The organism is Rhizobium sp. S152 (genome assembly GCF_030380735.1).
Taxonomy (GTDB): domain Bacteria; phylum Pseudomonadota; class Alphaproteobacteria; order Rhizobiales; family Rhizobiaceae; genus Rhizobium.
This window is the reverse complement of the sequence record NZ_JAUDRZ010000008.1, coordinates 140,389-165,126: the sequence shown is the minus strand read 5'-3', so window position 1 is coordinate 165,126 and position 24,738 is coordinate 140,389. Positions and strand designations below refer to the sequence as shown.

Here is a 24,738-nt window from a genome sequence, read left to right as displayed (position 1 = left end):
AGAGTTAAAAGTTATGAAGCGAACAACGCCGAGATCGGTAAAATGGCACGTTCTCCGTTCACGGGATCAATATGAACGAGTTCACATGAGGCCGACCGGCCCAGCGGTGGAACAAGAGGAGCTGCTTCCGGCCTACCACTCGCGAGTGGCAGAGCCTGACGTCGGCACTAGCGCCCCTACATTCCGAACTGGCCGAGGCACTCGCCGAAAACTCTTTGACTTCATCGTCCCGCCCGCAGACTTTTCGCTCCGGCGTAACTATGACAGAGTGGCGGCATTCTTCAGCACACTCCGAAAGCTCGCATACAACGAGGAAGCCTTCACTAAACGGCGACTTGGAATTGATTTTTCCGCGTTGAGAAGTATCTCCCCTGGGGCGGCTTTGATATTGGCTGCGGAACTCTATCGACTTCAAAAGTTTCTGGGTATTAAACTAAGAGCCGTTCGACAGCACGAGTGGGATCCTGCGATCGCCCGCTTGCTCGGTGAGCTTGGCCTATTCAACCTTCTCGAGACGCCTAACGTCGATCACGCAGGCGTCGGGACAGATGATTCCGTAAGCATCATAAAATTTAGCGTCGATACAATGGTGACGGCGGATAAATGCGGCGTGCTTCTCGATGGACTCTCAGACATAGCAGGCGCTATCCACGCTGATAACTTTATTTACGATGGATTGACTGAAGCTATCAAAAACGCGGTGCATCATGCCTATTCAGAACCCAAACAATGGTTCGGAGTTCCAAGTGGCACATGGTTCATGACAGGTTCATACGATAGGTCAGAGAAACGATTGACTGCAGCAGTCTTCGATCTCGGTGTCGGCATCCCGCACACACTTCCGCGGTCTGGGATATTGGAACATTTACGACAAGTGCTTAGTTTAGGGTTCGGACCCGATGACGGAAAGATGATTGCTGCCGCGATGGAATACGGTAGGTCTCGCATCATGTTGAAAGAGCGTGGCCGGGGTTTGCCTGTAATTATGCGCCTCCTCGACCACCACCAGGGTTATCTCCGTATCGTGAGTGGCAAAGGTGAGGCGATGTATGATAGCTTGACAAAAACGATCAGGGAAACTAGCCACGCCGAATCAATAGGCGGCACTTTGATCGAATGGAGTATCAAACAGTGATCGGCGGAATGAAAATCATGGCTGAGAAAATCATCAACATCGCAGCAGACTTTTCGAGGACGCCAGGTGGTCGCTATCGTACAGATGGCCCGGCTTCGGGCGAAGAGTTTCGTGAGGCTGTGCTGATCCCTGCGCTACAAGAGAATCAAAGCATCGTGATTATCCTCGACGGGACACGGGGGTATCCTTCATCCTTTCTCGAAGAGGCGTTTGGAGGACTGGTTCGGCGCTTGAATTTATCGCCGGCCGAATTCGCCCAGAAGATTAAGATCAAGTCCTCCTCTGCGTTCAACATCTACGTGCAGGATATTCAGGCATACGTAAACCAAACGGCTCATGCCTGAATACTTAAACACGTTCTTCATTTCCGTAATCGGCGGGCTGGCAAGCGGATTGGCTGGGCTCGTTGGCCTCGCTTACACCACCAGATACACCGACAATAGAAAGCTGATCGACAGCACATTGTCTGAGCTGGAGCAGCTCGCGGACCAATGTGCAAAGGCAGCTGGTGAAACTTGGTCAAACCTCGGCGACCCGAACTCCGCATCGTCGATCGAAACCGTTTGCCTACTTCACGATCTTGCGAACTTCTCGACGTTTGTCACGGATCGTGTGCCTACCGCAAGATTGCGGATTGACCCGCACTTAATCAATTTCCGACGTGCCAGCACGGGCGACGATTTCGATGTCCTAAATAGGGCGCCTGATCAGGCGAGGGTGGCCGAAATTCGCTCCTCTGCCGCGTCTCTCAAAATGGCGTTTCGTTCGGTAATATACGCCCGCAACAGTATCGGGCTGCCTTTTTTCGGTGAATGAAGCGTTCAGCTAGATTGTGCACCGCGTCGAACTCGGTGTCCGTGTACGCCAGACAACTATCCGTTCGAAACCCCGCGCGCTGCCCCCAGAAAACTATCGCTGACCGTCTAAGTGCCTCGCTGACGCTGCTCGTCAAGTATGAACTGCCGATCAGCGTGTCGCCATGAGGAGACATTACTCTTCGGGTGCGTCGTCGGTCGTCGCCTGGATGTCACCAATGATGCCGGTGGCAAGCTTCATGGTGAGACTGGATCCAGGTTCAAGAATGCTCTCGATCAAGCCACCATCGGCAAACGCCAACGTCACCTTCCGCCCCGCGCTTCGGGGCTCGTTCGTTGATGTGCGCAAGAAGCTTTGACTACTTGAGGCGTTAGTTCCTGGACCTACCACACGGAGATCAGGGCGTTAGACAGATCTCTTTCGAACTTGGGTTTCCACCCCCGCGTCATGCCGCGGCTCATGGCGCCCTCTGTAAGCGCTAGCTGATTTCTGAGGTGACGCACATCCGCCAGTAGGGTCGCGACCGTCGCCGATACATCGTCGTCATGCCAGGCAAGCGCCACCTGTACCTCGAAGGCCACGTCCTATTGGTCATCGGTTGCATCAGTGAAGGTCCAATTTCATCTGTTGACCTTTGAGAACAGGAAGCGGTCGGCTCATTTCAATTCTGCCGAACACGCGCTTTCTGCGCTCCTCGTCTTTCTCCCGCTCGGCGCGCGATGCCGCTACGACTGCGAGAGCTTTTGCGACCACTTCTTCAGTTCTTGTCATAAGAGCCTCCAAAAGAATGTTCACTTTATGTTCTTATTCTCAGGAAAAGTCAATGCCGTCACCAGCTTCGAAAATTTGCGAAGCGTTGATGTCGATCCGAGCTCTAAGAGCGATGTCGTCTTGGGAACGATCGAGAATGGCTCGTGCTGCGCGACATTGCTGCGGTGTCAAAGACATGCTTGTCCTTTCATCGCGTCGCTTCTCGAAACGATGCGTCAACATGGTTTTTTCCACTCGCGTCAAAACGGAAGAGCCCCGCTAATCGGGACTCTTCATCGGATGCAGGTCAGTTATTGTGAGAGGCACACGCTTCGTCTTCTGGGGTAGCGTTGCTCTTGCCACCCTGTGTTTGAAGTTTGCCGTTACCCGCGCTGCTTGCTGGGTTCGCACACTTTGTCTTATCCATCTTCATGGTGCTGCCCGTGTTGGCCGAGTCGACCTTCTTCGGCATTTTCATATCGCTGTTGGCGCCGCCGCCGGTGTCCGATTGGTTCTTGTCCATGGTTGAGCCGGCAGGGGCCGGGTTGGACTGAGCGAACGCGGAGCCTGAAAGGCCGACGGCGAGAATGGTGGTTACGAGGATCAAACGCATTATTTCCTTGTTGTTCCGCTAGGCGGCTCTCTTTTCTTCAAGACGCATCCGGCAGATGAACTGCCCGTTCGTGCACTGGCTGATATTGCTTGCGAATCAATAAGCGGTTGCCAACTTAGGGGTGCCGCACCGGGGGCCTCTGGGTACCGCACCGGGGGCCTCTGGGTACCGCACCGGGGGCCTCTGGTGCGTCTAGCTGGTTGCTCAGCATCCCTTGCCCGGCCTTTGGCGGAGCTTTTTTACGCTGCTCGCAACTATGAGCAGTGTCCGATGTTATACCAGCGCGACCGGGGGCTCCTCGCACTGGTCGCGGGATGTGCCTTCAGCACAAGGCTCATCTCCATCGACGGAGAGCCCTCCATGGAGCCCAGGCTCTCCGTCTTTTGCCTAATTGTCTCCAAAGCATGATATGGCGCGACGTGGTCGACGTGACCCAGGGTGGGCCGTGTTGGTGCAAGTCGCATTCTTGCCCGGTCGTCTGGGGAGAGTCCGGTCAACACGGCCCGGGGGAAGACTAACATCTCGTCCTACGCTGATCCATGAAAAAGCCCCGAGTGCGGCGGGGGCAATTTGGCTGCGCTAAGTGCGTCGAGGGTGGTCTCGGCGCGTCAGTATAAAACCCGGCAGCCGCAGCTTGGCTCCGAATCGCTTTCCTTCGGCCGGCGCTCGAACTGGAACAGCTCACGGCATTATAAATGAAAGAGCCCCTGGCGGGTCGTGGACCTTACCTATTCTTCTGTAAGGTCAAGGCCCGCACCTGGGGGGCAACGGGCCTTGGTGGAGGTCTTCGCCATGATACATGGCGGAGGAGGAGAGTGGTGTTGTCACCCTCACGATTGTCACTAAAGCAGATCAGCCGTGAGTTGTCGCGAATAATTTTCGCTCCTCAGATTAGTTGCGCGGGGTTCTTAAGTCTCGGTCCTTGGGATAGTACTTGCCGATCGAAAGAAGATATTCCGCGATTTCGTGCAGGAGGTGGTCTCTGCCGCCATAGATCTCGTTTATCTCTTTAAGGCGCGGCGCTATGCGCTCGTAGGCTTCCAGGGGAAGGTCGGAGTCTCCGATCACATACCCGACCCCAAGCACGGCAGTGATGTCGCAACCCGTCTCCGCCACGTCACGGACAAAGTCGGGTATCTGCTCTTCACTCATCATTTTCATAACGTTCTCCTTAAAGGCAAACACTACAAAACGAATTCCAGCGCAGATATTCTCAAAACTAGCCCCCGCCTGAAGCTTAGATCTACCGCGCAAGCTCATTGAGCATCGGCGTCAAGTCCGGAATCTTGCCCTTTTCATGCAGCTAATCTGTCGACGCTGGCTCTTGGCGCTTACATCAACAAAGGCGTGCAGATGACGGCGAGGGTTATCAACAGCGCGGTAAACAGCCTTATTCGTCTATTTCGCCTCAAGCGAACGCCGCTCCAATCGTAAGTGGCCACTTTCCGCCTCACGCACAAAGAATCATAATCTCTTGTTTAATATCAGATTTCCGCGCTCTAAGTGCTTTTTCGGTGGGGCAACTCCGGGTGCGACCGGAACTTAAGCGTTCGCTACTGCATTAGCTATCTTTGATGTAGGAGGGTGTGCAGTCATGTTTCGGGATTTCGAACGATCAAGCTACGGAGCGCAGCAAGCAGGCTTGGGCGCGTCTCTTCGAGCGGCTCTGTCTGCAGACCCACTGTGCTGTAACGCCCGGTTGTCAATCTCGTTTTTGCCAGACGCTGTCGTCCTGGAAGGCGAAGCAACAGCAGAAGCGGCGATCCGCGCCAAGGAGATCGTCGTTGACATCGTCAGGCCCGGAGCGGTGCTTGACCGTATTGTTTGGCTCAGGAATTAGTCCCGCGCACTTCTTAACATTCATTAGGCGCTTTGCGGGCCGGAATTCAACGGGCCGGTGCCGCAAAAAGAGCCCCGCAGATCGGCGGGGCGAGGTGGTATGCTGGACATAGTGGAGTGCGCCGAATCAGCTCCGGCACAGATTTCAAACTCATCTGACATTGTTTTGTTCCAGGAATTCCTGAAGTCATAGGAGGGCGGCGGAGGGACATCTACAGTGAGGGAGAGCGAACCCTCCGCCTGATCGTCACGGTGTGCGAAGCGTAACAACTGCCAGTCAACCTAATGTCGGTACTTTTGTTCCAGTAGGTCGATCAAAAAAGCTAGTTCGCTTTCCAGGTCGCGAAGCCACGATACAAGCTCCGAACGAGCTCGAGAATTTTCGGGACAGACGGGTAGGCCATTTAAATGCACAGTTGCAAAGCTGTAGTCGAGACATAATTCATTGAGTTCGGTGGCAACACTCACTGCATTTCTAAAAGGTCTAATGCGTGGATATTTCAGCGCCAGCAGCGCCCAACCGTGATTGATGTAATTCACAGTTCTACCTCGCCTCGCGCTCACGACGATTGCAACGGCATAACCTTCGGACAGATGAAGTAATTCGCCCAAAGATGATTGCCGATTCCCCGATGACTGGTGACGCCAGGAGGAAAGGTTGCCTATCTCAGTATAAAAATACGCGGTCCTTGCTTAAGGATAAGTAAAACAGAGAATGTGCTACTCTGATTAAATCTCGTTAAACATGCTTTGCGAATTCATGGATGAAGTGAACGATCTCACCTTCGAGCTCTTTCATGAGATTGTTCATCTCGTCGATCTCGGCTTGGTCTGCCGGACCGCTGCGAAGCTTGCGCAGGTAAATCACCGCCTGGCTGTACTGCTCGCACATCTCCCGGACTTCTTCGGTCACTGCCGGAGTTTTCATATGCGGACGAACTTCTGGACATTTGAGCGCCAGCATTGATAGCCCGTGAATAAAATGGTCTGTTCCGTTCATAGGGAAAGGATAGCGTGCGAACGGTTACGACAAAAGTCACCAAGCGATATGGCGATAAAAAAAAAAGCCCCCGGTGTTGACGGGGGCTAGTTGGTGACTGAAATGGGCGCCGGGGGAAGAACTCGGCGCGCGCCACCAAAACGTCGATCTGCAGTTTAGGTTCCGCCGGTGCGCCCGGCCGTCTCTTAGCCAGAATGCCGCCGAATCTCTTCAACGAAAAAAGAAACTTCTTGTTCTATATGCAAGATCAGAGCGTCGTATTCCTCAACGCTGCCGGAACGGCACTTCGCAAGCTGAAGCTTACGCACGTTCAACACAGCAACACTGTAGCTAGCGCACATATCCGCGATAGCATCCCGCACTTTCGGATGTCGTGCGAAGGGCCGGATCTTGGGGACTCTGAAAGCGAGAAGCGCCCACCCGTGGGCGGCATGATCCATCTCGCTCTTTGACTTGGAGATCAATGAACCGAACCTCTCGGTCTCTGCAGCTCGAATTCGCTCAACAGTCTGACGGCTTTACGCACAACCTCTTTGCCACGTTGGGGGTCAGCGGCGACCTCGTCGCGGCTTCCTTCCAGCCGCACGGCCAGCTCTGACATGAACTTCCAAATCGGGTCTCCGTCATGCTGAGCAATTGCTGCCGAGATTTGCAGATGTTGAGCCAGAGTGGTGAGGACAGCCGTTCTCTCGCCGATCGTCATTTGCTCAAAAGGCAACGCATCAGGCATTCTCTTCCATCCGCACCTTTTCGATGGGAGCAGAACGCGAAAGCTGAAGGCTTGCAGCCAGTTTGCGCCTCAAATCGATTGTCGGGTGAACCTTTGTGTGAACGCGCTCGCCAGTAGGAACTCCGCTGATGGCGTACTTATGGAGCTTGCTCTGAGCTGGCAGAGTGGTCTGCCTAGCAACGGCTGTGGCTGCCACGGGGGCGACTTTGTCTATAAGGCGATTGTTGATCATATCGGCTCCTACCTGAGGCAAGAGCGCATATAATCTCCCAATCGGCTCCGCCCGGAAAGAATGGAGCCGACCACAAAGCATACGCCATTCCACGCGAATGACCTAACGGTTATATCAGCATGCTCATGCGTCGATCCCCTCAACTCCCATACAAGCACTCTCAGCCGCCGGCACCGGGAGGCGCATCGTTCTCCATGAATTCGGGATACTGTACGACTTCGCTCACGATGGTATCGACCGATCGCTCAGATGGTTTCGCAAGGCGGACACCTTCGCCGCCCGCCGGTGAATTTGATCCCGAGGTGATCAGCATCGCGCCGGCTTCTTCCACCGCTGTTCGAAGGGCGTCAACACTATCGTCGGGGGCGCCGCTGCCCGCTTCGAAACTCTGCAATACGCTGACATCGACCCTAGCTCGAAGGGCGAGGTCGTCATGAGAGAAATCGAGAAGAGCACGAGCTGCGCGACATTGTTGCGGTGTCAAAGCGTATCCTTCCTCACCAGCAAAAGCTGGTTGTTGCCGAGCAGATCAATCACGCCCTCATCCTTCAAGGCGTACAAGGCGTTGACGACGTCGTTCTCGGTAAAGCCATCGGCCACCATCGGCGGGCCGATCTCGTAAAGGTTGATCGAGGTGTCGGGTTCAACTCCCAAGCTTTCCAGAAGTGCGAGCAGGGCCGCCTTGGTGTCTCGCTGTTCACTCATCAGTGCGCCCTCGGCGGCCACGTTGGCTTTGGCTTTGGCTTTCGCTTTACCTTCGCCAGCCGCTCTGGAAAGATCAGCGTTTCGACGGCGGTCTTAAGTGGCATGTGGGCCTCGCGCGCAGCTAAGATAAACACTTCACGCGCGGCTTCACCATCAGCCTGGACATCAAGGGATCGGATGCACGCTGCCACTGCCGCTCGCCACATGTCTCCCCTTGGCGCTGACCATTTCTCGTCGATCAATGCTGCCGTCAGACCGGTGATTGTATCAACGACCCTGTACCTTCCTGGGTCATCGATCGCTATCCCGATAGGCGGTATGCGAACATCGATCAAATCTTCCTGCATGGCATCCTCCCGCGCAGCAGACGTGATTCAACGGCAACGCAGCTTTATCGTTCCGCGAAAGCCCGGAGTCGACGGCGATGTCCCTTTAGTTTTCAGGTTGAATGGATCTATCGCACTGCACAACGGACAGTCGGAAGGTCGCTTTGGGTCCTTCTTGCGTTACTGCACCGAGGTGAGGGGCGCTGAGCCCCGGGCAATACAAATTTTTTGCCAATTTTTTCTCAGAAAGGACAAACTTTCATTCAACCTTTTTCTGAAAACTAGGGAAACACGGGCAAAAATCGAACGAACTAGGGAAACATCAAGCCATTGGTATAGTTATACTTTTCCAGATGTTTCCCTAGTTTCCCTAGTTTCCCTAGTAATAAAAACCATATGGAAAATCAGCTTATTTTGTCCCTTTAGCTTTTGCCATATTCAACTACTGCACAGTGGGACTTTTACTCATATCTTGGCGATAAGGCACTTTAACTAGGGAAACCCGGGCAATGGACATTTTATCGTTTATATTCAATGGCTTATTTTGCCCTAGTTGCGTTTTCGAACTAGGGAGTCACCCGGGCAACCCGGGCAATGGCGGCCAATCAGCCGATCGTTGCCCCGCGAACTGTTTTTAAGGACCCATCGATGAAAGCACCGAAAAACGCTCCGTCCTTTGCCAGCTTCGGGCCGGATGGGATTGATCTATGGACCCCCGTTGAAAGCGGCGACTGGTCGACCGACAACAGCACCGGCCGGAAATATGCTGTGGAACTGATGGCGCTTGTTGAGCGCTATCGTGCACCCCTGCTTCTCGGCGATGTCATGGAGGCGATGAGCAAGCGTGGCTCCCATGGCGGCGTTGAGGCGGGCTTCTGTCAGCAGATCGCCGAAATCGCGCTCGGAATGAGAGTGAGGGTGAACGCGCCTGAAGACTGGGGAAGGAAGGCCGCTCAGGACCTCAAGAACTCGTTTGTGGCAACCTCCCCGCCGTCCGCCGACAAGGGCGAGAAAGAAGAAGACGGGAAAAAAGAAACCCGACCGGTGCTCAGCGAGCGAGATGAGGCATTGCGCTTGATCCGGATGCCTGAGATCAGCGCCTTGCTGAGCCTCTCTGGCCCTGCTGTCTACGGACTTATCCGGAATGGCAGCTTTCCTCCGCCGATCAAAATGGGGCGCATCTCGGCTTGGCGCAAAAGCGATGTCCTGGCGTACCTTAGCCGACTGGATAGCCCTTGGCCCTTCCCCTCTCAGCCACCAGGGTAGCCAACTGACTTCACACCCTACTCTGCCTTGGCTTCATCGGAGCTTCGTTTTGCAATCTCGTTCTCAACAGCTTCTCGGATGAATTTTCCGCGGCCGTAGGTCCCGACAAGCGCATCGATCTTTTCGATCGCCGCTTCCGGAAGTCTCACTAGTACGGGTTTGTTATTCAATTGTGGTCTGCCCATACAGCGGTTCTAAATTATATCGTTTATCGGGTCAATGAACCAGCAGCCAAAATAAATGATATCGTTAATTGACTTAGTAAACGATATCATTTATCCACACTCCTCAGGTTGCAAACAGCAGCCATTGAACAGGAGATTGAGCAATGGGACAGCATGCATCGTTCATGGAAGTGAAAAAAGGCAAAGTGGTAGATTACTGGAAGGTGCCGACATCCGCGGCAGACAAATCCGAGAGTTCGATCGGACGAGCTTATTGCTATGAACTGCTTGAGATCATGCGGGCAGATAAGGCGCCCTATCTTCTGGGTTGGGTAATGCAGGCAATGGCGGCCAAAGGTTCGTACGGCGCCATCGAGATTGGCTTCTGCCAGGCGCTGGCTGAGAAGGCACTGAGGATGAGTTTGAACACCGAGTTGCCGCAAGGCATGGTCTACGACGATGGTGAAACCTCCGACGAACAGGCGTTTGAACGCGTGGTCGCCCCTCGTGTCGTCATTTGCAACCCACGCGCCAGCAAGCCGAAAAAGGCAGTAGTGCTGAGCGAGGAAGATCAAGCCGCGCGGCTTGATGCGACTCCCCGAGATCACATGCCTTCTCGGAATTTCACGTCCGACACTATACCGACTCATCCAGACCGGCCAGTTTCCCACCGCCATCAAACAAGGTAGGACATCAGCTTGGCGCCGGTCTGCTGTTATGGCCTACTTGAACCGAATCTAGATGTGAAACTGAGCATCTAGCTAGGCATCTGGGTGATAAATGTCCAACTACCTGAATATAGATGATGGGCACGACATCCCGCTTCGTCATCTCGCAACGCTCAACGCCGTTTCACAAGAGATCGCGGACGCCTTCATCAGCGTCCGCGCCAAGGAACGTTCGTCCACGCTAGACGACAATTCTCCTGAAACCGACGTCTTGCTGGAGATTGCAACGCTCTGCATGGAGCGCGGCCTTCACGATACGCACGCTCAGTCAGTCGAACACACACTGCTCGCTGGGATAGACAGGCTACGACGGGTCCTACCTAACGAAACGAGGACGAGCAATGCGACTTGGTCCTGGTGGACTACGGAACGAGATACGTATCTTTTAAGCCTATACGACGAAAAATTCACGCGTTGGCAACCGATAACGCGCTCACGCTCTACGCTTGCCCGATTGCGGAATGAGGCGATTGAGGAGTTCTGCGAGACCGAACAATATCCTCTCCGATGGGACGGGCGCACCACAACATTCGACGAGTTATCTCAGAAAGCCGGCCAATCTGCTCACGAGTTCGAGCTTGAGCGGAGAAACTTCAAAGTTAAGGTCGTTGCTCAAGTCGATCGGCACCTAAGGGAGCTTCTGGTAGAACGTGGGGAGCATGAAAGGCGGTTAAATCTTGCTCGCGAACTGTTTCCAGATTTACTCGGTGATGACCAATAGGTTTTCATCATAAATCTGCTCACCCCATTTTGTGACAACTCGCAGTTTGCCACGACGCACGCTTTCCTACTTGATGGCCGCATCAAGTAGGAAAGGTTCAGCGATGGTTACCGAACAAGAGCCCAAGGCTTATCCTCTGTCAGCCCATTCATGGGATGTGAATGAGCTGCCGCAGCAATACGTACCGAATAGCGTACCTGATCTTCGTCCTTTGGAAGCAAGTCGAGAACTGCTCTCCAAGAAACTGTTGAACATTCAGGTCGAGACGGAACAAGCCGAGGCGCGTATGAAGCGCGCAGGCGCAGCAACTGAACGCCGACAAAAACTTCTCGTCCAACTTGAGGAAACGCAGGCTTTGAAGATCGAAGCTGCGGCTGAATCGTTGATCAATGACAAACAGTTAGATATCGGCGAGTACGACCACCAGATCCACGAAATTTCTGAGCTTCTTGCAGCTTCCGAAAAAGATTGCGCTGCAGCCGAACGCGCGGTTGCCATTCTCAAAACCAAGGTTTCCGAACTGGAAGCACGCCGCAAAGAATTGTCGGCGCGACTTTCAACAGCAAACAGGGAGTGGCTGGACGGATACCGTGCCCACCGCATGGAAGTGTTTCGTCGTGGCCTACACGGGCTGCAAACAGCACTGGCCGATATCATCGCGATAGAAGCGCACCGAGATTTCCAAAACCATGGATCTCGGTTCGTGAGACCTCGGATCGGAATGGATTTTGTTCAAAAAGTCAGCAGCGTTGTGCGGCTCGATTCACCGATGCGACCGAGATGGTTCGATGTAAGGAAGAGTGCCGATTTCCCGGGTCTTGCCGACGCTCGAGCGCGGCTTGACGAAGCAATGATGGGAGATCAGCGATGAGCAAACTCTCGAAGCATTGGGAGAAATGGCGCATTGGTCGCCGAAAGGAAATGATCAGCGAAGGCCACGACAGGCAGAGCGCACATTTCTGGTCCGGCCGGGAAGCTCACGCGAAACAGGCGACAGAGGCCCTGGTAGGCAGAGACGCTGCATCCGCATCACAACTTATCTTGGATTGCAGGTCGGACGGTACCTACTCAATGTTCGCAAAGGTTCCCGAGCGGACAGTCCCGCCTAAATTTCTGAAACGTGCCCGTGCCCGAGACCGCGCCGGCAGGCCAGCCAGGTCGGACCACTACTAACATAATCGAAGATCCTTGATCTGATCTTGCGCCTTGCGGCGCCACGGACAGGCGTGTCCGGAAATTCAACTAAATGTGGAATAGTCAATGTCGAGTGGACCAGTTCTTCCCACGATCGAGCGCCTGGCGAAAGCCGGTTTCGCTCTCCATTGGCTGCATCCCAAGTCAAAGAGGCCGATCGGCAACGATTGGGCGGGCAAACCCGTTGCTTCCCTCTCCGAACTGCAGCGCTCCTACCGCGACGGCAACAATGTCGGCGTCCGCCTCGGCAAATGGTCGACCGTCGGCGACCTGTTCCTCCACATCATCGATTTCGACATCCGCAAACCCGAGATGGTCGAGGAGGCTCGCGAGACCCTGCTCGCTCTGATGCCTGAACTCGACCTCGAGTCGGTGCCGACCGTGATTTCAGGCTCAGGAGGCGAGAGCCGCCACTTCTTCATCCTGACCGACGAGGCGTTCGCCTCCAAGAAGTTCGCGCATAGCTCGGGTTTCGAGATGGTGTGGGATGAAAGTAAGCAGCGCGACGTGAAGAAGTGGGATTGGGAACTCCATCTCCTCGGTACCGGGTCGCAAGCCGCCATTCCACCCTCCATCCATCCAGATACCGGCAAGCCATACCGCTGGATCCGCGAATTCGACTTTGACCTGCTGGAAATGGGCATCGGCCCGATCTACGACTCGTATCAGGTCGCAGCCATCGCCTCCGATCGCGAGGACAATGGCGAGCAGAACACGGAACGCCAGCAGCCGCTCGGGCTATCGGAAGCCGAGATCAGCGCCGTGCTCGACGACCTGCCGGTGAAAGACTGGTTCGAGGACCGTGACCAGTGGATGCGGGTTGGGATGGCACTCAGCCATGAAACCGAAGGGTCAGATTTCGGCTTCAATCTCTGGTGCAAATACTCGAAAACCAGCGAAAAGTTCGACGAGAAAGACCAGAAGCGCGTCTGGAAGTCTTTCAAGAACCGCGCGCAGGCGCCTTTCCGCATGGCGAGCTTGGTAGCCGTCGCCCGGGAAGAGCGCGCGCAACGGGAATTGCAGTCAGTCGAGGACGATTTCGACGATGTCCCGCAGGACGACACCTTCGACATGTTCGACGACCTTCTCGGCGCCGGCAATGGACCGAAGAAGCTCAGCCGCAAGCAACTGAAACTGAAGAAGGAAGAGGTCGAGTTCGAACTCGGTCGCGGCGCACCGCGGAATATCGCCAAGATTAACGCCAAGCACGCCGTCGCGCGTGTGAATGCCAAGACCGTGATCCTCGACTTCCATCCCGATGGACGGGTTGCTTACGGCTCTGTCAATGAGTTGCACAACTACTACGAAAACGACCGCGTGCCGAAGGACGGTACCACCGAACCCATCACAAAAATGTGGATGCGATCGAAGCACCGCCGCTCCTACCCGAACGGTATCGTGTTCGCTCCGAACCGTGTCGTCGATGGCGCTTATAACCACTGGCAGGGCTTCTCTGTCGAGCCAGACGAGACCAAGTCCTGCAACCTCTTCTTCTCCCACCTGATGGAAATCTTCTGCGACGGGAACGAGGAGCATTTCTGGTATATGATCGGCTGGATGGCGCACATGGTGCAGAAGCCGGAAGAGAAACCCGGCGTTGCAATCGTAGCGATCGGCCAAAAGCGCATCGGCAAGGATACGGTGGCCGAATATGTCGGCGGCCTGTTTAGCCAGCATCACATCACCGTAGGCAATCAGGACCAGATGCTGGGCAAGTTCAATGCTCATCAGGAGCGGTGCCTCTTGCTGCAAATGCAGGAGGGTTTTTGGGCTGGCGACAAGAAGGCCGAAGGCCAGTTGAAGTACCTGATCACGTCGACGGCCGTAATGATCGAGCCGAAGGGGATGAACGCCTTCCCGATCAATTCGGTATTGCGGCTCTTCATCTCGTCCAACGAGCCATGGGTCGTGCCCGCCACGCAGGACGAAGGGCGGTTTTTTGTCGTCAACGTCTCGGCCAAGCGCCGCAACGATCACAAGTATTTCGACGCCCTGCGCAACGAAATGAACAACGGCGGGCGCGAGGCGCTGCTCCACTATTTGTTGACCTATGACATCTCCGATTTCCAGGTGCGCGCGGTACCGGACACCGAGGCGCTTGCGGAGCAGAAAGTTGAAAGTCTGAAGAACGTCGAGCGCTGGTGGCATCGGCTGCTCCAACACGGCGGGGCGGAAGACGACATAGGTCTCATGTCCCTGGAATGGCCAGGTCGGGCAGTGCGAGTCGAGAAGTGCGAGATGCGTGCGTCTTACGCCCGCTGGTTGCGGTACCGTCGTTATGACGGTGAGGAATTAGGTGACGAGGCTTTTTCCAGGCGGTTGAAGAAGATGGTCCCGGGCCTTCAGAGCCTGCGGACCACGAATGGCGGTCCGCGGCAGAGGTTCTTTGTTATCCCGCCTCTCGACATCTGCCGCTCGTCCTTCGAGCAACTCATGGGCTCCGAACTACCCTGGCCGGAAAATGACGGGGAAGAGATCGTCGACGATCGAAACGATTTCGAGGTTGCCTCAAATTTCATTCAACCTCACAATCAATCAACCATATGATTTAATTCAACAAAATGTTGAATTATCCGGTTCCGTCCAACGAGAGAACATCTCATGATCGACATGCTAGCTGCCCTGTTCGCCCACAAAACCAGAGCTCTGACTTTGTCGGAAATCGAAGCCGTCATCGATCAGTTCGCGCCCGCGGATTTGGCCGATGTGTTCGATTCCCGCGCAGCCCTAGCACAGATGCCAGGAGGGCTAGACCTGGTCGCAGGTGAGACAGCGAACGCGGTATACAAGCGATGCGAGCCGATTATCAATGAGATTGTTCGCTTGGCTACCGGACGAACACGAGAGGAAGTTAAGGCAACGAGTTTCGTCGTGAAAGCCGCGAGTGCGCATCAAGCACTGCTTGCGACCTACCCAGGTTTGACGTTCGACCAGGCAGTTGAACGAATTGTTCACCTGGCACTCGCGCGGACGGTCAGGACAAGTGCCCTCCTAAGCAACAATACGCAGAGGCACTGACCATGGCCGGTAAAGACGTCGACCTTATTATCAGGGCAAAAGATCGGGCTTCCTCCGAGCTCGATAAGATTTCCAAAGCTCTCAAGAAAAACGTCGAGGATCAGAAGGATCTTGCCAAGGGTGCTGCCTCCACATCAGGCGCTCTTGGCAAGCTCGCGAACGATGCGGCGAAGTTCGAGAACGAACTTAACAAGCTGAAGTCTGCCGGAAAGGTTGCGGCTGAACTTGATCGGGCAACCAGCGCCGTCTCGCACATGGAGGGCTCGCTCAAGTCCAACACCGTTGAGCTCGCCAAGATGGCGCGCGAAAGCGAGAATGCCGCTCAGGCCGCCAACCGCCTGAAAGGTCAGCTTTCCGCCGAAGAGACGTCACTGGCGTCGAACAAGGCCGCCCTGGCTGCGAGCCGCAAGGAACTGACTGACGTCAACAAGCTGGTGCGTGAAGCCGAGCGGAATCAGGAGCGCTATAACAAGGCGCTCGGAACAACGCCCGATCACTTCGTTCGCCCGGCAGCCAAGTCTGCAGGCGCGTTTATCGCTGCCGACCTTCCGGCTCAGAAAGCCCAACAGGCGCAGATCAACAAGCAGATCAAGGAATACGAAAGCGCCATCGACCAGTCGGCGAGCGCTATCAAGAACCTGCGTCCGCAGGTCTCGGCAGCAACGTCGTTGCAGAACCAGCTTGCCAACGAGACCGCCCGGGCCTCGCAGGCACTCGGCGCCGAACGGCAGGATCTTGCGAGCGCACGCACCGAACTCGATGCCATCCGTGGTGTCTCCGCTCAGGCCGGCACCGCCCTTGGCGGGGTTGCGATTTCTCAAGAGCAGGTCAGCGCGGCGGCGCAGCGCATGGCCGCCAACCTGGCAGCAGCCAAGGCTCGCATTGAGGGACTGTCCAACGTCAAGACCACGTCGACGGCGTCGACAGCCGCGGCGACTGCGGGTGGCGTAGATGTCCAAGCTCTCACGGTTCAGCGCCGCGCTGTTCTCGAAGCCCGCAAGGAATGGGTTTCCGCTCAGAACGACGTGAAGGCGCTTGCTCAGCAGATGAAGTCGACCGCCGCGCCGACGGAAGCTTTGGGCGCTGCCTTTGGTACCGCGCAGGCGAAAGCCCGCTTGGCGTCCGAAGCTTACGACGCTCAGCGCGTGAAACTGGCCAACCTCAAGGGTCAGCAGGGCGATCTCACCGCTTTCCTCGCGCGCACTGCGACCGCACAGCAGCAATCCGCCAGCGCGTTCGTCAGTTCGCAGGCTATGATTGCCCGTGGCGGGTCTCAGGCGGCTGCATCGCAACAGCAGTTGGCGCCGGCCATCCGCGCTTCCGCAGGTGCAGCGACGTCGGCAGCCGGTCAAACCTCGGCTTTCGGTGCCGCGCTCTCCAAGCTTGCCAGCAACAGCCGCGAGACCACATCGCTCTTCCAAGGCTTGCGCGGCGAGATCCTGTCGCTGACCGCCAGCTACATCGGTTTCCAGGCTGCCGTCGGTCAGATCAGCGGTGCCATCGACTCCTATCGCCAGCTTGAAGCGGTCCAAAGCCGCCTTGGAAGTGCCTTCAACCAAGACACCGGCAAGGTCAGCGCGGAAATTCAGTTCCTGCAGCAGACCGCAGATCGACTTGGCATGAGCTTCGGCGTTCTAGCCGATGAATACGGCAAATTCACCGTGGCTGCGAAGGCCGCGAACTTCACATCTGCGGAAACCCGCAAGGTGTTCCTCTCCGTCGCGGAAGCCGCTCGAGTCAACAAGCTCTCGACCGATCAGACATCGGGTGTGTTTCTCGCGCTGACGCAGATGATCTCGAAAGGCAAGGTCTCGGCCGAAGAACTCCGCGGCCAGTTGGGCGAGCGCCTGACCGGCGCCTTCAACATCTTCGCCACTGCGATCGGCAAAACCACCGCTCAGCTTGACGTGATGATGCAGAAGGGCGAGGTCCTGGCCGATCGCTCGACCCTGCTCAAGTTCGCCGATGAACTTAATCGTCGTTTTGGCCCGCAGTTGGCAGCGTCTTTGAACTCGGTCTCTGCCGACCTCGGGCGCTTTGAGAATAGCATCTTCAACGCGCAGCTTTCGCTCGCCAATGGCTTCATTCCGTCCCTGCGTTCCGCGCTCAAGTCGTTCAATGAGTTCGCTCAGAGCACGGCTGGCCAGGAGACCTTCGCCAATGTCGGCAAGGCGATCGGCGATGTGATCCGTCTTCTTGCAGAATTGCCGAAGTATTTCGACCTCATCACCGTGGCTGCCAAGGCGTTCGTCGCTGTCAAGGTTGCACAGTCTGTCGCGGGGATCGGCACCGCGGTCCTAAGAGCAGTCTCTTCCATTGTTAGCTTCAATCGAGAGCTTCAGATTATTGGCCCGCGGACGCAGGCGGCAGCCAATTCCCAAAACGTGTTCTCGCGCGGTCTGGCTCAAACCGTGTCCACGCTCGGCTCGTTCCGCACGGCACTCTTGGCTTCTACGAGCCAGAGCACGCTTGCCAGAGCCGGTGTTGTCGGCCTGGCCGGTTCCGTCGGTGCGCTGCAGACTGTTCTCGTCACGACGGCCGGCATTGCCCGTGCCTTCCTCGCCGCGTTTGGTGGTCCGATCGGGATTGCCATCACCGCGATCACATTCGCCGTCGGTCAGTGGATTACCAGTGTCGACAAGGCCACCGCTGCCGTCGGTGAGCACAAGAGGCAGATGGATATCGTCAGTGGTGCGTACCAGCAGGCCAAAGGAAATGTGGAGGCTTGGGGTAAGGAAGTACGGAAGGCTGTTTCCGCCACTGAAGCCGAGAAGACCCTTAGCAGGCTTGTCGCCACTTACGAGAAGCAGTTCGGTGGACTCGAAGATATCGCACGCGGCGTCCGGACTGTTTTCGAAACACAATTGACCGGCCCACTTGCGGATCTGAATAAGCAAAACATCAATCCCGATATAGTGAAGGGTATCAAGTCGATTGTCGCGGCACTCGACAAGCTGAAAGCCGGTGGCAGCATTGCAGATTTTCGGCACACTATGGATGAACTGGCGCAGAGCACCGGTAACTCTACGATCAAGGAAGTTGCGGCGAATCTGCTTGAGTTCTTAAGCACGGCGAAGGATGGCGAAGACACCCTCGAAGGTCTCGCAGAGAAAATCGCTGAGGCGTCTGCGCAGCTGCACTTCATCCAGGGTACTGCCAGTGAAGCCGAAATTGCGCTATTGAAAGGAAAAGGCGCGGTCGAGGAAGCTAATGAGGCATTCGACCGAGCCGCAGCGATCAAGACCTACACCGACGCGATCGACACGCTGAAGGGTAAAATCCCTGGCCTCGCCGACGAGTTGAAGAAGCTCAAAGAAATCACCGATATCAATAAGGCCGCATGGGAAGGCCTCGTTGCTGCTTTCAAGACCGGCAATTTCTCGAAGGTCGCCGAGATCATCAGCCTGTGGGGCCAGGCGCGCAACGCGACACAGATGGAGTTCGATCAGAAGCGTTTCGACTCGCTGCCTGACAGCAGCAAGAAGCTCGTCGATCGCATCATCTTCGTCGAAGGCGGTCAGACGCGTTCTTCCGATACCAACAAGGCGGGTTCGTCCGCGCAGGGGATTGGTCAGTTCACGTCCGGCACATGGCTGCCGATCTTCAACCGGCTGTTCCCGGCGCTGAGCCAGCTTACTGACGCGCAGAAGCTCGAATATCGTTACAACGAGCAGTACGCTCGCCCGATCCTTGAGCAATTGACCAAGCAGAACCAGATGGCTCTTGCCAACGCTGGCGTGGCGCCGACGGACGCGAACACCTACCTCGCGCACTTCCTTGGCTCGGGTGATGCAATCAAGGTGGCGCTGGCCAATCCGGACGAACTGGCGAAAAACATCGTGCAGGGCGCTTCCGTGGCCGCCAACCCGACGGTCATCAAATCTGACACGACCGTACGCGACCTGCAGAATTGGGCTTACTCGAAGGTCGGTGGCGGCTCCGAGATCATGTCCGGTGGCGAGACGAAGCAGGAGAACTTCGACGAGAACATCGCGCAGCGTGTGAAGGGATGGAAGGAAGAAGCCAACGCACGCAAGGAATCCAACCGCGAAGGCACGATAGCCAAGGCGCTTGCCGAAGCGGAAGCCGAGGCGACCAGGCAAAACACGACCCTTACGCAGGAGCAGCGCGATGCGATCCGCGAAGCTGCCGGCGCGAAGTACGATTCCGCTCATGCCGACGAGCAGTTGAAGGCCAACCAGGAAGAGGCACGCCAGCAGCTCAGCGATATCATCGGGCTCGACCAGCAGCGCAAGAACCTGCTCCAAGAGATCAATATGGCGCAGAATTCCGGCGACAACAGTCGGACGGCCGAGTTGAAAGAGGAGTTGGTCGGCGTCAATCAGCAACTTGCCGACGCGATCCCGAAGGCACTTCAACTCGCCAAGGCGCTCGGCGACGAGAAGATGGTCGCTCAGCTTCAGAAGGTGAGCCTCAACACCGAAAAGCTAAGCACGAAATTCACGTCTTTCGGCATGTCGGCATCGAACGTCCAGAACCTCGTAGGCTCCTTCGCCGACGGGCTAGTCAATGCGTTCGACAGCTTCGCGCAAGCCGTCGCCAATGGTGAGAACGCTTTCAAGGCGCTCGGGCAAGCGTTTCTTCAGTTCGCCGCAGATTTCCTGCGTGAGATCGCATCTATGATCCTGAAACAGCTTCTGCTGAACATGCTCGCCGGGGTCGGTGGGCCGATAGGCACGGCAGCCGCAGGTCTCGGAGGCGTAGCAACCGGGCACACTGGCGGGTTGGTCGGAGCGTCCGCGATCGGTTCCGGCAACATGTCTCGCTCGGTGTCGCCATCGTGGTTCTCGAACGTCACCCGCTATCACACGGGCGGTGTGGTTGGTTTCCAGCCCGACGAGGTGCCGGCCGTCTTGAAGCGCAACGAGGAAGTGCTCACGCAGGATGATCCACGCCACCGCTTCAACATGGGCACCGATAAGCAGGGCGGCGGCAAGGCCGATGCCGCTCAGTCAATCAAGCAGGTCCTGGTTCTCGATCAGCGCGAGCTCGCGAACGCCATGGCCAGCAGCCACGGGGAGAAGGTGATCATCACCACCCTGAAGAACAATGCTCAGACGATCAAGAAGATGCTCGGATAACAAATGCCAAATTCTCCAATGCTACGTTTGGTCCGCAGCCTTATTGGTGCGAAGAATATATCTCGCCCGGCGCCGGCCGAGCGACGGCCCATGCTTTCCGTCCGAAAAGCACCTTGCGGACCTATCACCGCAGAGCGCATCGAAACAGCGCTCAATCGCCTCGCCCAGATCATCGTCGATTTGGGAACGGACGGAGCTCAATGCCTTTCGATATACCAGCGCCTAGAAAGTGAATTGGCCGCGCTGCAAACCAAGAGCGACGAGATGAGCGCCGTCATGGCGCGGCTCAAACGATCTCACGATCGAAAGGAAGCGCGACTTTCTTCATGATTTCCTGACGCAGCTTCAGCGAACCGCCCACACCGTACTCTGGTCGAGCCATAGAATGGCCCATCAGGATCTGTCGCATCTCGAAATCGACGCCTGCCTCTTTCATGCGATCTTCGAAAGAGTGCCTGAGTGAGTAGATATGGTGTTTTGCGGACGGCAGGAGATTATTTTTCCGAAAGTATTTCAACACCGCCGCTGAGAGCGAACTCTCTTTGTCTTTGTATCGCGGGAAGCCGGCCTTGTACTTACTAAATACCGCCAGCGCGAGGCCGGTAATGGGGATCTCGCGCATTGACGACTCCGTTTTAATCTCCCGCGGATCCTCCGGATCGTCGCGTGGCCAAATTTTCAAATGGGGGACTTCGTGATCTAACACGATCATTTCCGCCGAGAGATTGCAAATTTCCGACGGTCTCGCGCCGATATCCGCTACGGCCAAAACTATAGCCCGAGCCTCGTCGTTCATTTGAGCAAGATTCCCTGGCTTAAGAATTGTCCCCGTGATCCATTCCAGTGGCAGCGACAGGCGTTTGCGTTGTCGTTTTGCCTTCTCCCGATACGACATCTTATCGAACGGATTTCGCCGATCATGTTCTCCGATATGCTCGAAGTATTCGCGGTAGATCACTCGAAGGTTTCCAATTCGTCGATTTCCGATCGACGCGCCATGAGTAGCCGCCCCCTCCTTCGGAGCGATTTTGGACATCCAGTGGTCGTAAAATTTTCGCGTATCGTCGCGGCTGAGTGCGTCCATCGATACATCGCCAACTACCTCGATGAAGTTATCGACCGATTCCGATCTGACATTCATCCACCGCTTGCGCTGCCCGGCACTCTTTCCTACTAGCTGGTGAGGGGCGATTTCGTTCTTGTAGGTGTCGAAGGCATCGCTGAGCAGGACCACCGGCCGCGGAACCGCTCCTACGACAGCTTTCACCACTGGCATCGGCGTCGCTGGGCTCATCACCGCTTCGATTCGTTGAAGGATCGTCTCGAGTCCTTCCGTGGCAATCTCATGAGATGGCCGATAGACAAACCCCAAGGCATGGGCTCGTTGTACTGCGGCCTTGTACCGCTTGCGTGCGCTGTCCCTATCTTGCCCTTCGGAGAGGGTTGACCACAACTCGTTGTCGGCGTTCTCATAAACATCGCGCATTGCCCTGGCTTGTGCCAAGTCGGTCGTTTTCAGCGAGATGCGAACATGCTCTCCCCGGGCATCAAGGTCGCGTAGGTCGGTCGGAACACGCCGCTTGTAGTAGAATTTGCCCTCGCGCTGGGTCAGATACCTATCGCGATCCACGTCGTTTTTCCGAATCCTGCCCAACCAAATGCTCCGTCTGTGGCCCAATATGGGGCCCAATAAGTGGCACAGTTTCTCGGGGAAAAGCAAGAGGCCTGAACGTCCACAGACATAAAGCCCATATATTTCAATGGTTTAGGATTTTCAAAATCGGGATTTTGTGGAGCGGGTGAAGGGAATCGAACCCTCGTATTCAGCTTGGGAAGCTGCTGCTCTACCATTGAGCTACACCCGCGTCGGGCCAAGACTTCCAACAGATGCGAGGCGGTGTCAAGCCACCCCAGGGGTCAGACGCGGAAGTGCTTGGAGAGTTTCAGGCCCTGCGCCTGATAGTTGGAGCCGAGGCCGGTGCCGTAGAGGCTTTCGGGGTGTTCCTGCATGTGCTCGTAGATCAGGCGGCCGACGATCTGGCCGTCTTCGAGGATGAAGGGGACCTCGTGGCTGCGGACTTCGAGGACGGCGCGGCTGCCGCGGCCGCCGGCGGGCGCATGGCCGAAGCCGGGGTCGAAGAAGCCGGCGTAATGGACGCGGAATTCGCCGACCAGCGGATCGAACGGCGTCATCTCGGCGGCGTAATGGGGCGGGACGTGGACTGCTTCGCGCGAGACGAGGATGTAGAACTCGTCGGGATCGAGGATCAGTTCGTTGCGGCCGCGGCTGTAGATCGGCTCCCAGAAATCGAAGATGTCGTGCTGGGCCTTCTTGTCGACGTCGACCACCGCCGTGTGGTGCTTGCCGCGATAGCCGATCAGGCCGTCCTTGTCGCCGGCGAGATCGATCGACAGCGCGATGCCGCCGCCGGAGACGTTCGGGCGGGCGCTCGCCACCAAAGTTTCGGCATCGTGGAGGGCAAGCAGTTCCGGCTCGCCGAGTAGCGACTGGCCGATGCGGAAACGGATCTGCGACAGGCGCGAGCCGCGACGCACGACGATCGGGAAGGTGCGCGGCGATATTTCCAGATAGAGCGGGCCCTTGTAGCCAGCCGGGATCTTGTCGAATTCCTGCGCGTAGTCGGTGATGACGCGGGTGAAGATGTCGAGGCGGCCGGTCGAGCTTTTCGGGTTGGCCGAGGCCGACATCTCGGCCGGCAGGTCGAGGCGCTCCATCAAGGGGACGATGTAGACGCAGCCGGTTTCCAACACCGCGCCTTCGCTGAGGTCGACAACGTGCAGTTTCAGGCGGTCGAGCTTGTCGGAAACGAGGCTGTTGGGGCCCGGCATGAAGCTGGCGCGGACGCGGAAGGCCTTGGCGCCGAGGCGCAGATCAAGGCTTGCCGGCTGGATCTGGTCGCTATCGAGATCGCGCTCGGAGATGAGCCGCCCCGTTTCAAACAACGCAGCGATCGCGCGGTCTGCCAATATTCCTGTTTCGCGAGCCATCATGCCCCATCCATAATTTGCCGCAGACAAAACCAAAATCGAGGAATTGACGCAAGCGCGCAAGGGCAGTATTGCAGCTTTATCCCGTGGTGATTTGGCCGGTCGGCTTGCAGCCACGTTAAACAAGTGGCTAAATAGACCGGGTTGAAACCGGTCTGCATTTGCGGCCGGTTTTTTTGTGTTTGAAAGTGGTGATTCATGAGCAAGACCTGGCGCCCGGCAACCCAACTGGTCCACGGCGGAACGCTGCGCTCGCAGTATGGCGAAACCTCCGAGGCGATCTACCTGACGCAGGGCTTCGTCTACGACAGCGCGGAAGCCGCCGAGGCACGTTTCAAGGGTGAGACCGAGGGCTATATCTATGCCCGCTACGGCAGCCCCACCAACGACATGTTCGAGAAGCGCATGTGTGCCATGGAAGGCGCGGAAGAAGCCCGCGCAACCGCGTCGGGCATGGCCGCAGTCGCCGCCGCGATCCTCTGCCAGGTCAAGGCCGGCGACCATATCGTCGCTGCGCGCGCGCTCTTTGGTTCCTGCCGCTGGGTGGTCGAGACGCTGGCGCCGAAATACGGCATCGAGTGCACGCTGGTCGACGGTCGCCATCTGGAAAACTGGGAAAAGGCGATCCGCCCGAACACCAAGGTGTTCTTCCTGGAAAGCCCGACCAATCCGACGCTCGAAGTGGTCGATATCGCAGGCGTCGCCAAGCTCGCCAACCAGATCGGCGCCAAGGTCGTGGTCGACAACGTCTTCGCGACGCCGATCTTCCAGAAGCCGCTGGAACTCGGGGCGCATATCGTCGTCTATTCCGCCACCAAGCATATCGATGGCCAGGGCCGCAGCCTCGGCGGCGTCATCCTTTCCGACAAGGAGTGGGTGACCGAGCACCTGCAGGACTACTATCGCCACACCGGTCCGGCGATGTCGCCCTTCACCTCCTGGACCCTGCTCAAGGGCCTTGAGACGCTGCCGCTGCGCGTCAAGCAGCAGACCGAGAACGCGAGCAAGATCGCCGACTTCCTGGCCGAGCAGAAGCAGGTCGCCAAGGTGATCTACCCCGGCCGCAAGGACCATCCGCAGGCAGACATCGTCGCCAGGCAGATGAAGGGCGGCTCGACGCTGGTGGCGATCGAGCTCAAGGGCGGCAAGGAAGCGGCCTTCGCGCTGCAGAACGCGCTTGAGATCGTCAAGATCTCCAACAACCTCGGCGACGCCAAGAGCCTGATCACGCATCCGGCGACCACGACGCACAAGAACCTGACGGACGAGGCTCGGGCCGAACTCGGCATCTCGCCAGGCACCGTGCGCCTGTCGGCCGGTATCGAGGATACCGACGACCTGATCGAGGACTTCGCGCAGGCGCTGTCGAAGATCAAGGCCTGAGGAAGGT

Annotated in this window: 24 protein-coding genes, 1 tRNA gene, 1 pseudogene and 1 riboswitch; of the genes and pseudogenes, 11 read left to right on the top strand and 15 right to left on the bottom strand. The window is 56.7% G+C overall.

Annotated elements, in window-relative coordinates:
- Positions 1-268: 268 nt before the first annotated feature.
- The 3 genes from QTL95_RS10320 to QTL95_RS10310 are packed head-to-tail and all read left to right on the top strand — an operon-like array spanning position 269 to position 1,951.
- Positions 269-1,135 (top strand): hypothetical protein, encoded by an 867-nt coding sequence (locus tag QTL95_RS10320; RefSeq protein ID WP_289719882.1) that lies wholly within the window; start codon positions 269-271, stop codon positions 1,133-1,135.
- Positions 1,136-1,152: 17 nt separating this feature from the next.
- The gene (locus QTL95_RS10315; protein WP_289719881.1) at positions 1,153-1,479 is read left to right on the top strand and encodes an STAS-like domain-containing protein; all 327 of its coding nucleotides are present in this window, start codon (positions 1,153-1,155) and stop codon (positions 1,477-1,479) included.
- Positions 1,472-1,951, top strand: coding sequence for a hypothetical protein (locus QTL95_RS10310; RefSeq protein ID WP_289719880.1), 480 nt, complete (start codon positions 1,472-1,474; stop codon positions 1,949-1,951). The genes QTL95_RS10315 and QTL95_RS10310 overlap by 8 nt, the downstream gene beginning before the upstream one ends.
- A 174-nt stretch (positions 1,952-2,125) precedes the next feature.
- Here QTL95_RS10310 and QTL95_RS10305 read toward each other — a convergent pair whose 3' ends face one another.
- The 12 genes and pseudogenes from QTL95_RS10305 to QTL95_RS10255 all read right to left on the bottom strand — a co-directional run bounded on the left by QTL95_RS10305 (position 2,126) and on the right by QTL95_RS10255 (position 8,167).
- The gene (locus QTL95_RS10305) at positions 2,126-2,251 is read right to left on the bottom strand and encodes a hypothetical protein (protein ID WP_289719879.1); all 126 of its coding nucleotides are present in this window, start codon (positions 2,249-2,251) and stop codon (positions 2,126-2,128) included.
- An 83-nt stretch (positions 2,252-2,334) separates the two neighbouring features.
- Positions 2,335-2,555 (bottom strand): annotated as a pseudogene (locus QTL95_RS28740) (hypothetical protein).
- Positions 2,555-2,722 carry a hypothetical protein gene (locus QTL95_RS10300; protein WP_289719878.1) on the bottom strand — a complete coding sequence of 56 codons (168 nt, stop codon included), beginning with the start codon at positions 2,720-2,722 and terminating at the stop codon, positions 2,555-2,557. Before QTL95_RS10300 ends, QTL95_RS28740 begins: the two are co-directional and overlap by 1 nt.
- A gap of 39 nt (positions 2,723-2,761) precedes the next feature.
- Complete coding sequence (locus QTL95_RS10295; protein WP_289719877.1) at positions 2,762-2,944, bottom strand: hypothetical protein; 183 nt, start codon at positions 2,942-2,944, stop codon at positions 2,762-2,764.
- Positions 2,945-3,008: 64 nt separating this feature from the next.
- Positions 3,009-3,314 carry a hypothetical protein gene (locus QTL95_RS10290; RefSeq protein WP_289719876.1) on the bottom strand — a complete coding sequence of 102 codons (306 nt, stop codon included), beginning with the start codon at positions 3,312-3,314 and terminating at the stop codon, positions 3,009-3,011.
- Between the two features lie 891 nt (positions 3,315-4,205).
- Positions 4,206-4,475: a hypothetical protein gene (locus tag QTL95_RS10285; protein WP_289719875.1), complete on the bottom strand. Its 270-nt coding sequence runs from the start codon at positions 4,473-4,475 to the stop codon at positions 4,206-4,208.
- A gap of 1,417 nt (positions 4,476-5,892) precedes the next feature.
- Positions 5,893-6,117: a hypothetical protein gene (locus tag QTL95_RS10280; protein ID WP_289719874.1), complete on the bottom strand. Its 225-nt coding sequence runs from the start codon at positions 6,115-6,117 to the stop codon at positions 5,893-5,895.
- 496 nt (positions 6,118-6,613) lie between these two features.
- Complete coding sequence (locus tag QTL95_RS10275) at positions 6,614-6,883, bottom strand: hypothetical protein (RefSeq protein ID WP_289719873.1); 270 nt, start codon at positions 6,881-6,883, stop codon at positions 6,614-6,616.
- Positions 6,876-7,115 carry a hypothetical protein gene (locus tag QTL95_RS10270; protein ID WP_289719872.1) on the bottom strand — a complete coding sequence of 80 codons (240 nt, stop codon included), beginning with the start codon at positions 7,113-7,115 and terminating at the stop codon, positions 6,876-6,878. The genes QTL95_RS10275 and QTL95_RS10270 overlap by 8 nt, the downstream gene beginning before the upstream one ends.
- 160 nt (positions 7,116-7,275) lie before the next feature.
- Positions 7,276-7,599 (bottom strand): XRE family transcriptional regulator, encoded by a 324-nt coding sequence (locus QTL95_RS10265; RefSeq protein ID WP_289719871.1) that lies wholly within the window; start codon positions 7,597-7,599, stop codon positions 7,276-7,278.
- Positions 7,596-7,820, bottom strand: a complete 225-nt coding sequence (locus QTL95_RS10260) for a hypothetical protein (protein WP_289719870.1) — start codon at positions 7,818-7,820, stop codon at positions 7,596-7,598. The genes QTL95_RS10265 and QTL95_RS10260 overlap by 4 nt, the downstream gene beginning before the upstream one ends.
- Complete coding sequence (locus QTL95_RS10255) at positions 7,820-8,167, bottom strand: DUF982 domain-containing protein (protein ID WP_289719869.1); 348 nt, start codon at positions 8,165-8,167, stop codon at positions 7,820-7,822. The genes QTL95_RS10260 and QTL95_RS10255 overlap by 1 nt, the downstream gene beginning before the upstream one ends.
- Before the next feature lie 627 nt (positions 8,168-8,794).
- On the opposite strand from QTL95_RS10255, the gene QTL95_RS10250 reads away from it, so the two are divergent.
- From QTL95_RS10250 to QTL95_RS10220, 7 genes are all read left to right on the top strand, one after another.
- A complete protein-coding gene (locus tag QTL95_RS10250) occupies positions 8,795-9,412 on the top strand; it encodes a helix-turn-helix transcriptional regulator (RefSeq protein ID WP_289719868.1) in 618 nt (205 codons plus the stop codon).
- A gap of 752 nt (positions 9,413-10,164) precedes the next feature.
- A complete protein-coding gene (locus QTL95_RS28735) occupies positions 10,165-10,317 on the top strand; it encodes a helix-turn-helix transcriptional regulator (RefSeq protein ID WP_442981281.1) in 153 nt (50 codons plus the stop codon).
- 39 nt (positions 10,318-10,356) lie between these two features.
- A complete protein-coding gene (locus tag QTL95_RS10240) occupies positions 10,357-11,025 on the top strand; it encodes a hypothetical protein (RefSeq protein ID WP_289719866.1) in 669 nt (222 codons plus the stop codon).
- Positions 11,026-11,128: 103 nt separating this feature from the next.
- The gene (locus tag QTL95_RS10235; protein WP_289719865.1) at positions 11,129-11,896 is read left to right on the top strand and encodes a hypothetical protein; all 768 of its coding nucleotides are present in this window, start codon (positions 11,129-11,131) and stop codon (positions 11,894-11,896) included.
- A gap of 389 nt (positions 11,897-12,285) precedes the next feature.
- Positions 12,286-14,766: a DUF5906 domain-containing protein gene (locus tag QTL95_RS10230; protein ID WP_289719864.1), complete on the top strand. Its 2,481-nt coding sequence runs from the start codon at positions 12,286-12,288 to the stop codon at positions 14,764-14,766.
- A 54-nt stretch (positions 14,767-14,820) separates the two neighbouring features.
- Complete coding sequence (locus QTL95_RS10225; protein WP_289719863.1) at positions 14,821-15,237, top strand: hypothetical protein; 417 nt, start codon at positions 14,821-14,823, stop codon at positions 15,235-15,237.
- Between the two features lie 2 nt (positions 15,238-15,239).
- A complete protein-coding gene (locus QTL95_RS10220) occupies positions 15,240-20,339 on the top strand; it encodes a tape measure protein (RefSeq protein WP_289719862.1) in 5,100 nt (1,699 codons plus the stop codon).
- A 286-nt stretch (positions 20,340-20,625) separates the two neighbouring features.
- Here QTL95_RS10220 and QTL95_RS10215 read toward each other — a convergent pair whose 3' ends face one another.
- The 3 genes from QTL95_RS10215 to QTL95_RS10205 all read right to left on the bottom strand — a co-directional run bounded on the left by QTL95_RS10215 (position 20,626) and on the right by QTL95_RS10205 (position 23,351).
- Entirely contained in the window at positions 20,626-21,969 is a 1,344-nt protein-coding gene (locus QTL95_RS10215; RefSeq protein WP_289719861.1) for a DUF6538 domain-containing protein, read from the bottom strand.
- A 161-nt stretch (positions 21,970-22,130) separates the two neighbouring features.
- Positions 22,131-22,204 (bottom strand) — tRNA-Gly (locus tag QTL95_RS10210).
- 52 nt (positions 22,205-22,256) lie between these two features.
- On the bottom strand, positions 22,257-23,351 hold the full coding sequence (locus tag QTL95_RS10205) for a 2'-deoxycytidine 5'-triphosphate deaminase (protein WP_289719860.1): 1,095 nt from the start codon (positions 23,349-23,351) through the stop codon (positions 22,257-22,259).
- 73 nt (positions 23,352-23,424) lie between these two features.
- Positions 23,425-23,503: riboswitch (SAM riboswitch) on the top strand.
- 43 nt (positions 23,504-23,546) lie between these two features.
- Between QTL95_RS10205 and QTL95_RS10200 the strand changes: the two genes are divergently transcribed.
- Positions 23,547-24,731 (top strand): O-succinylhomoserine sulfhydrylase, encoded by a 1,185-nt coding sequence (locus tag QTL95_RS10200; RefSeq protein WP_289719859.1) that lies wholly within the window; start codon positions 23,547-23,549, stop codon positions 24,729-24,731.
- The last annotated feature ends 7 nt before the right edge of the window (positions 24,732-24,738 follow it).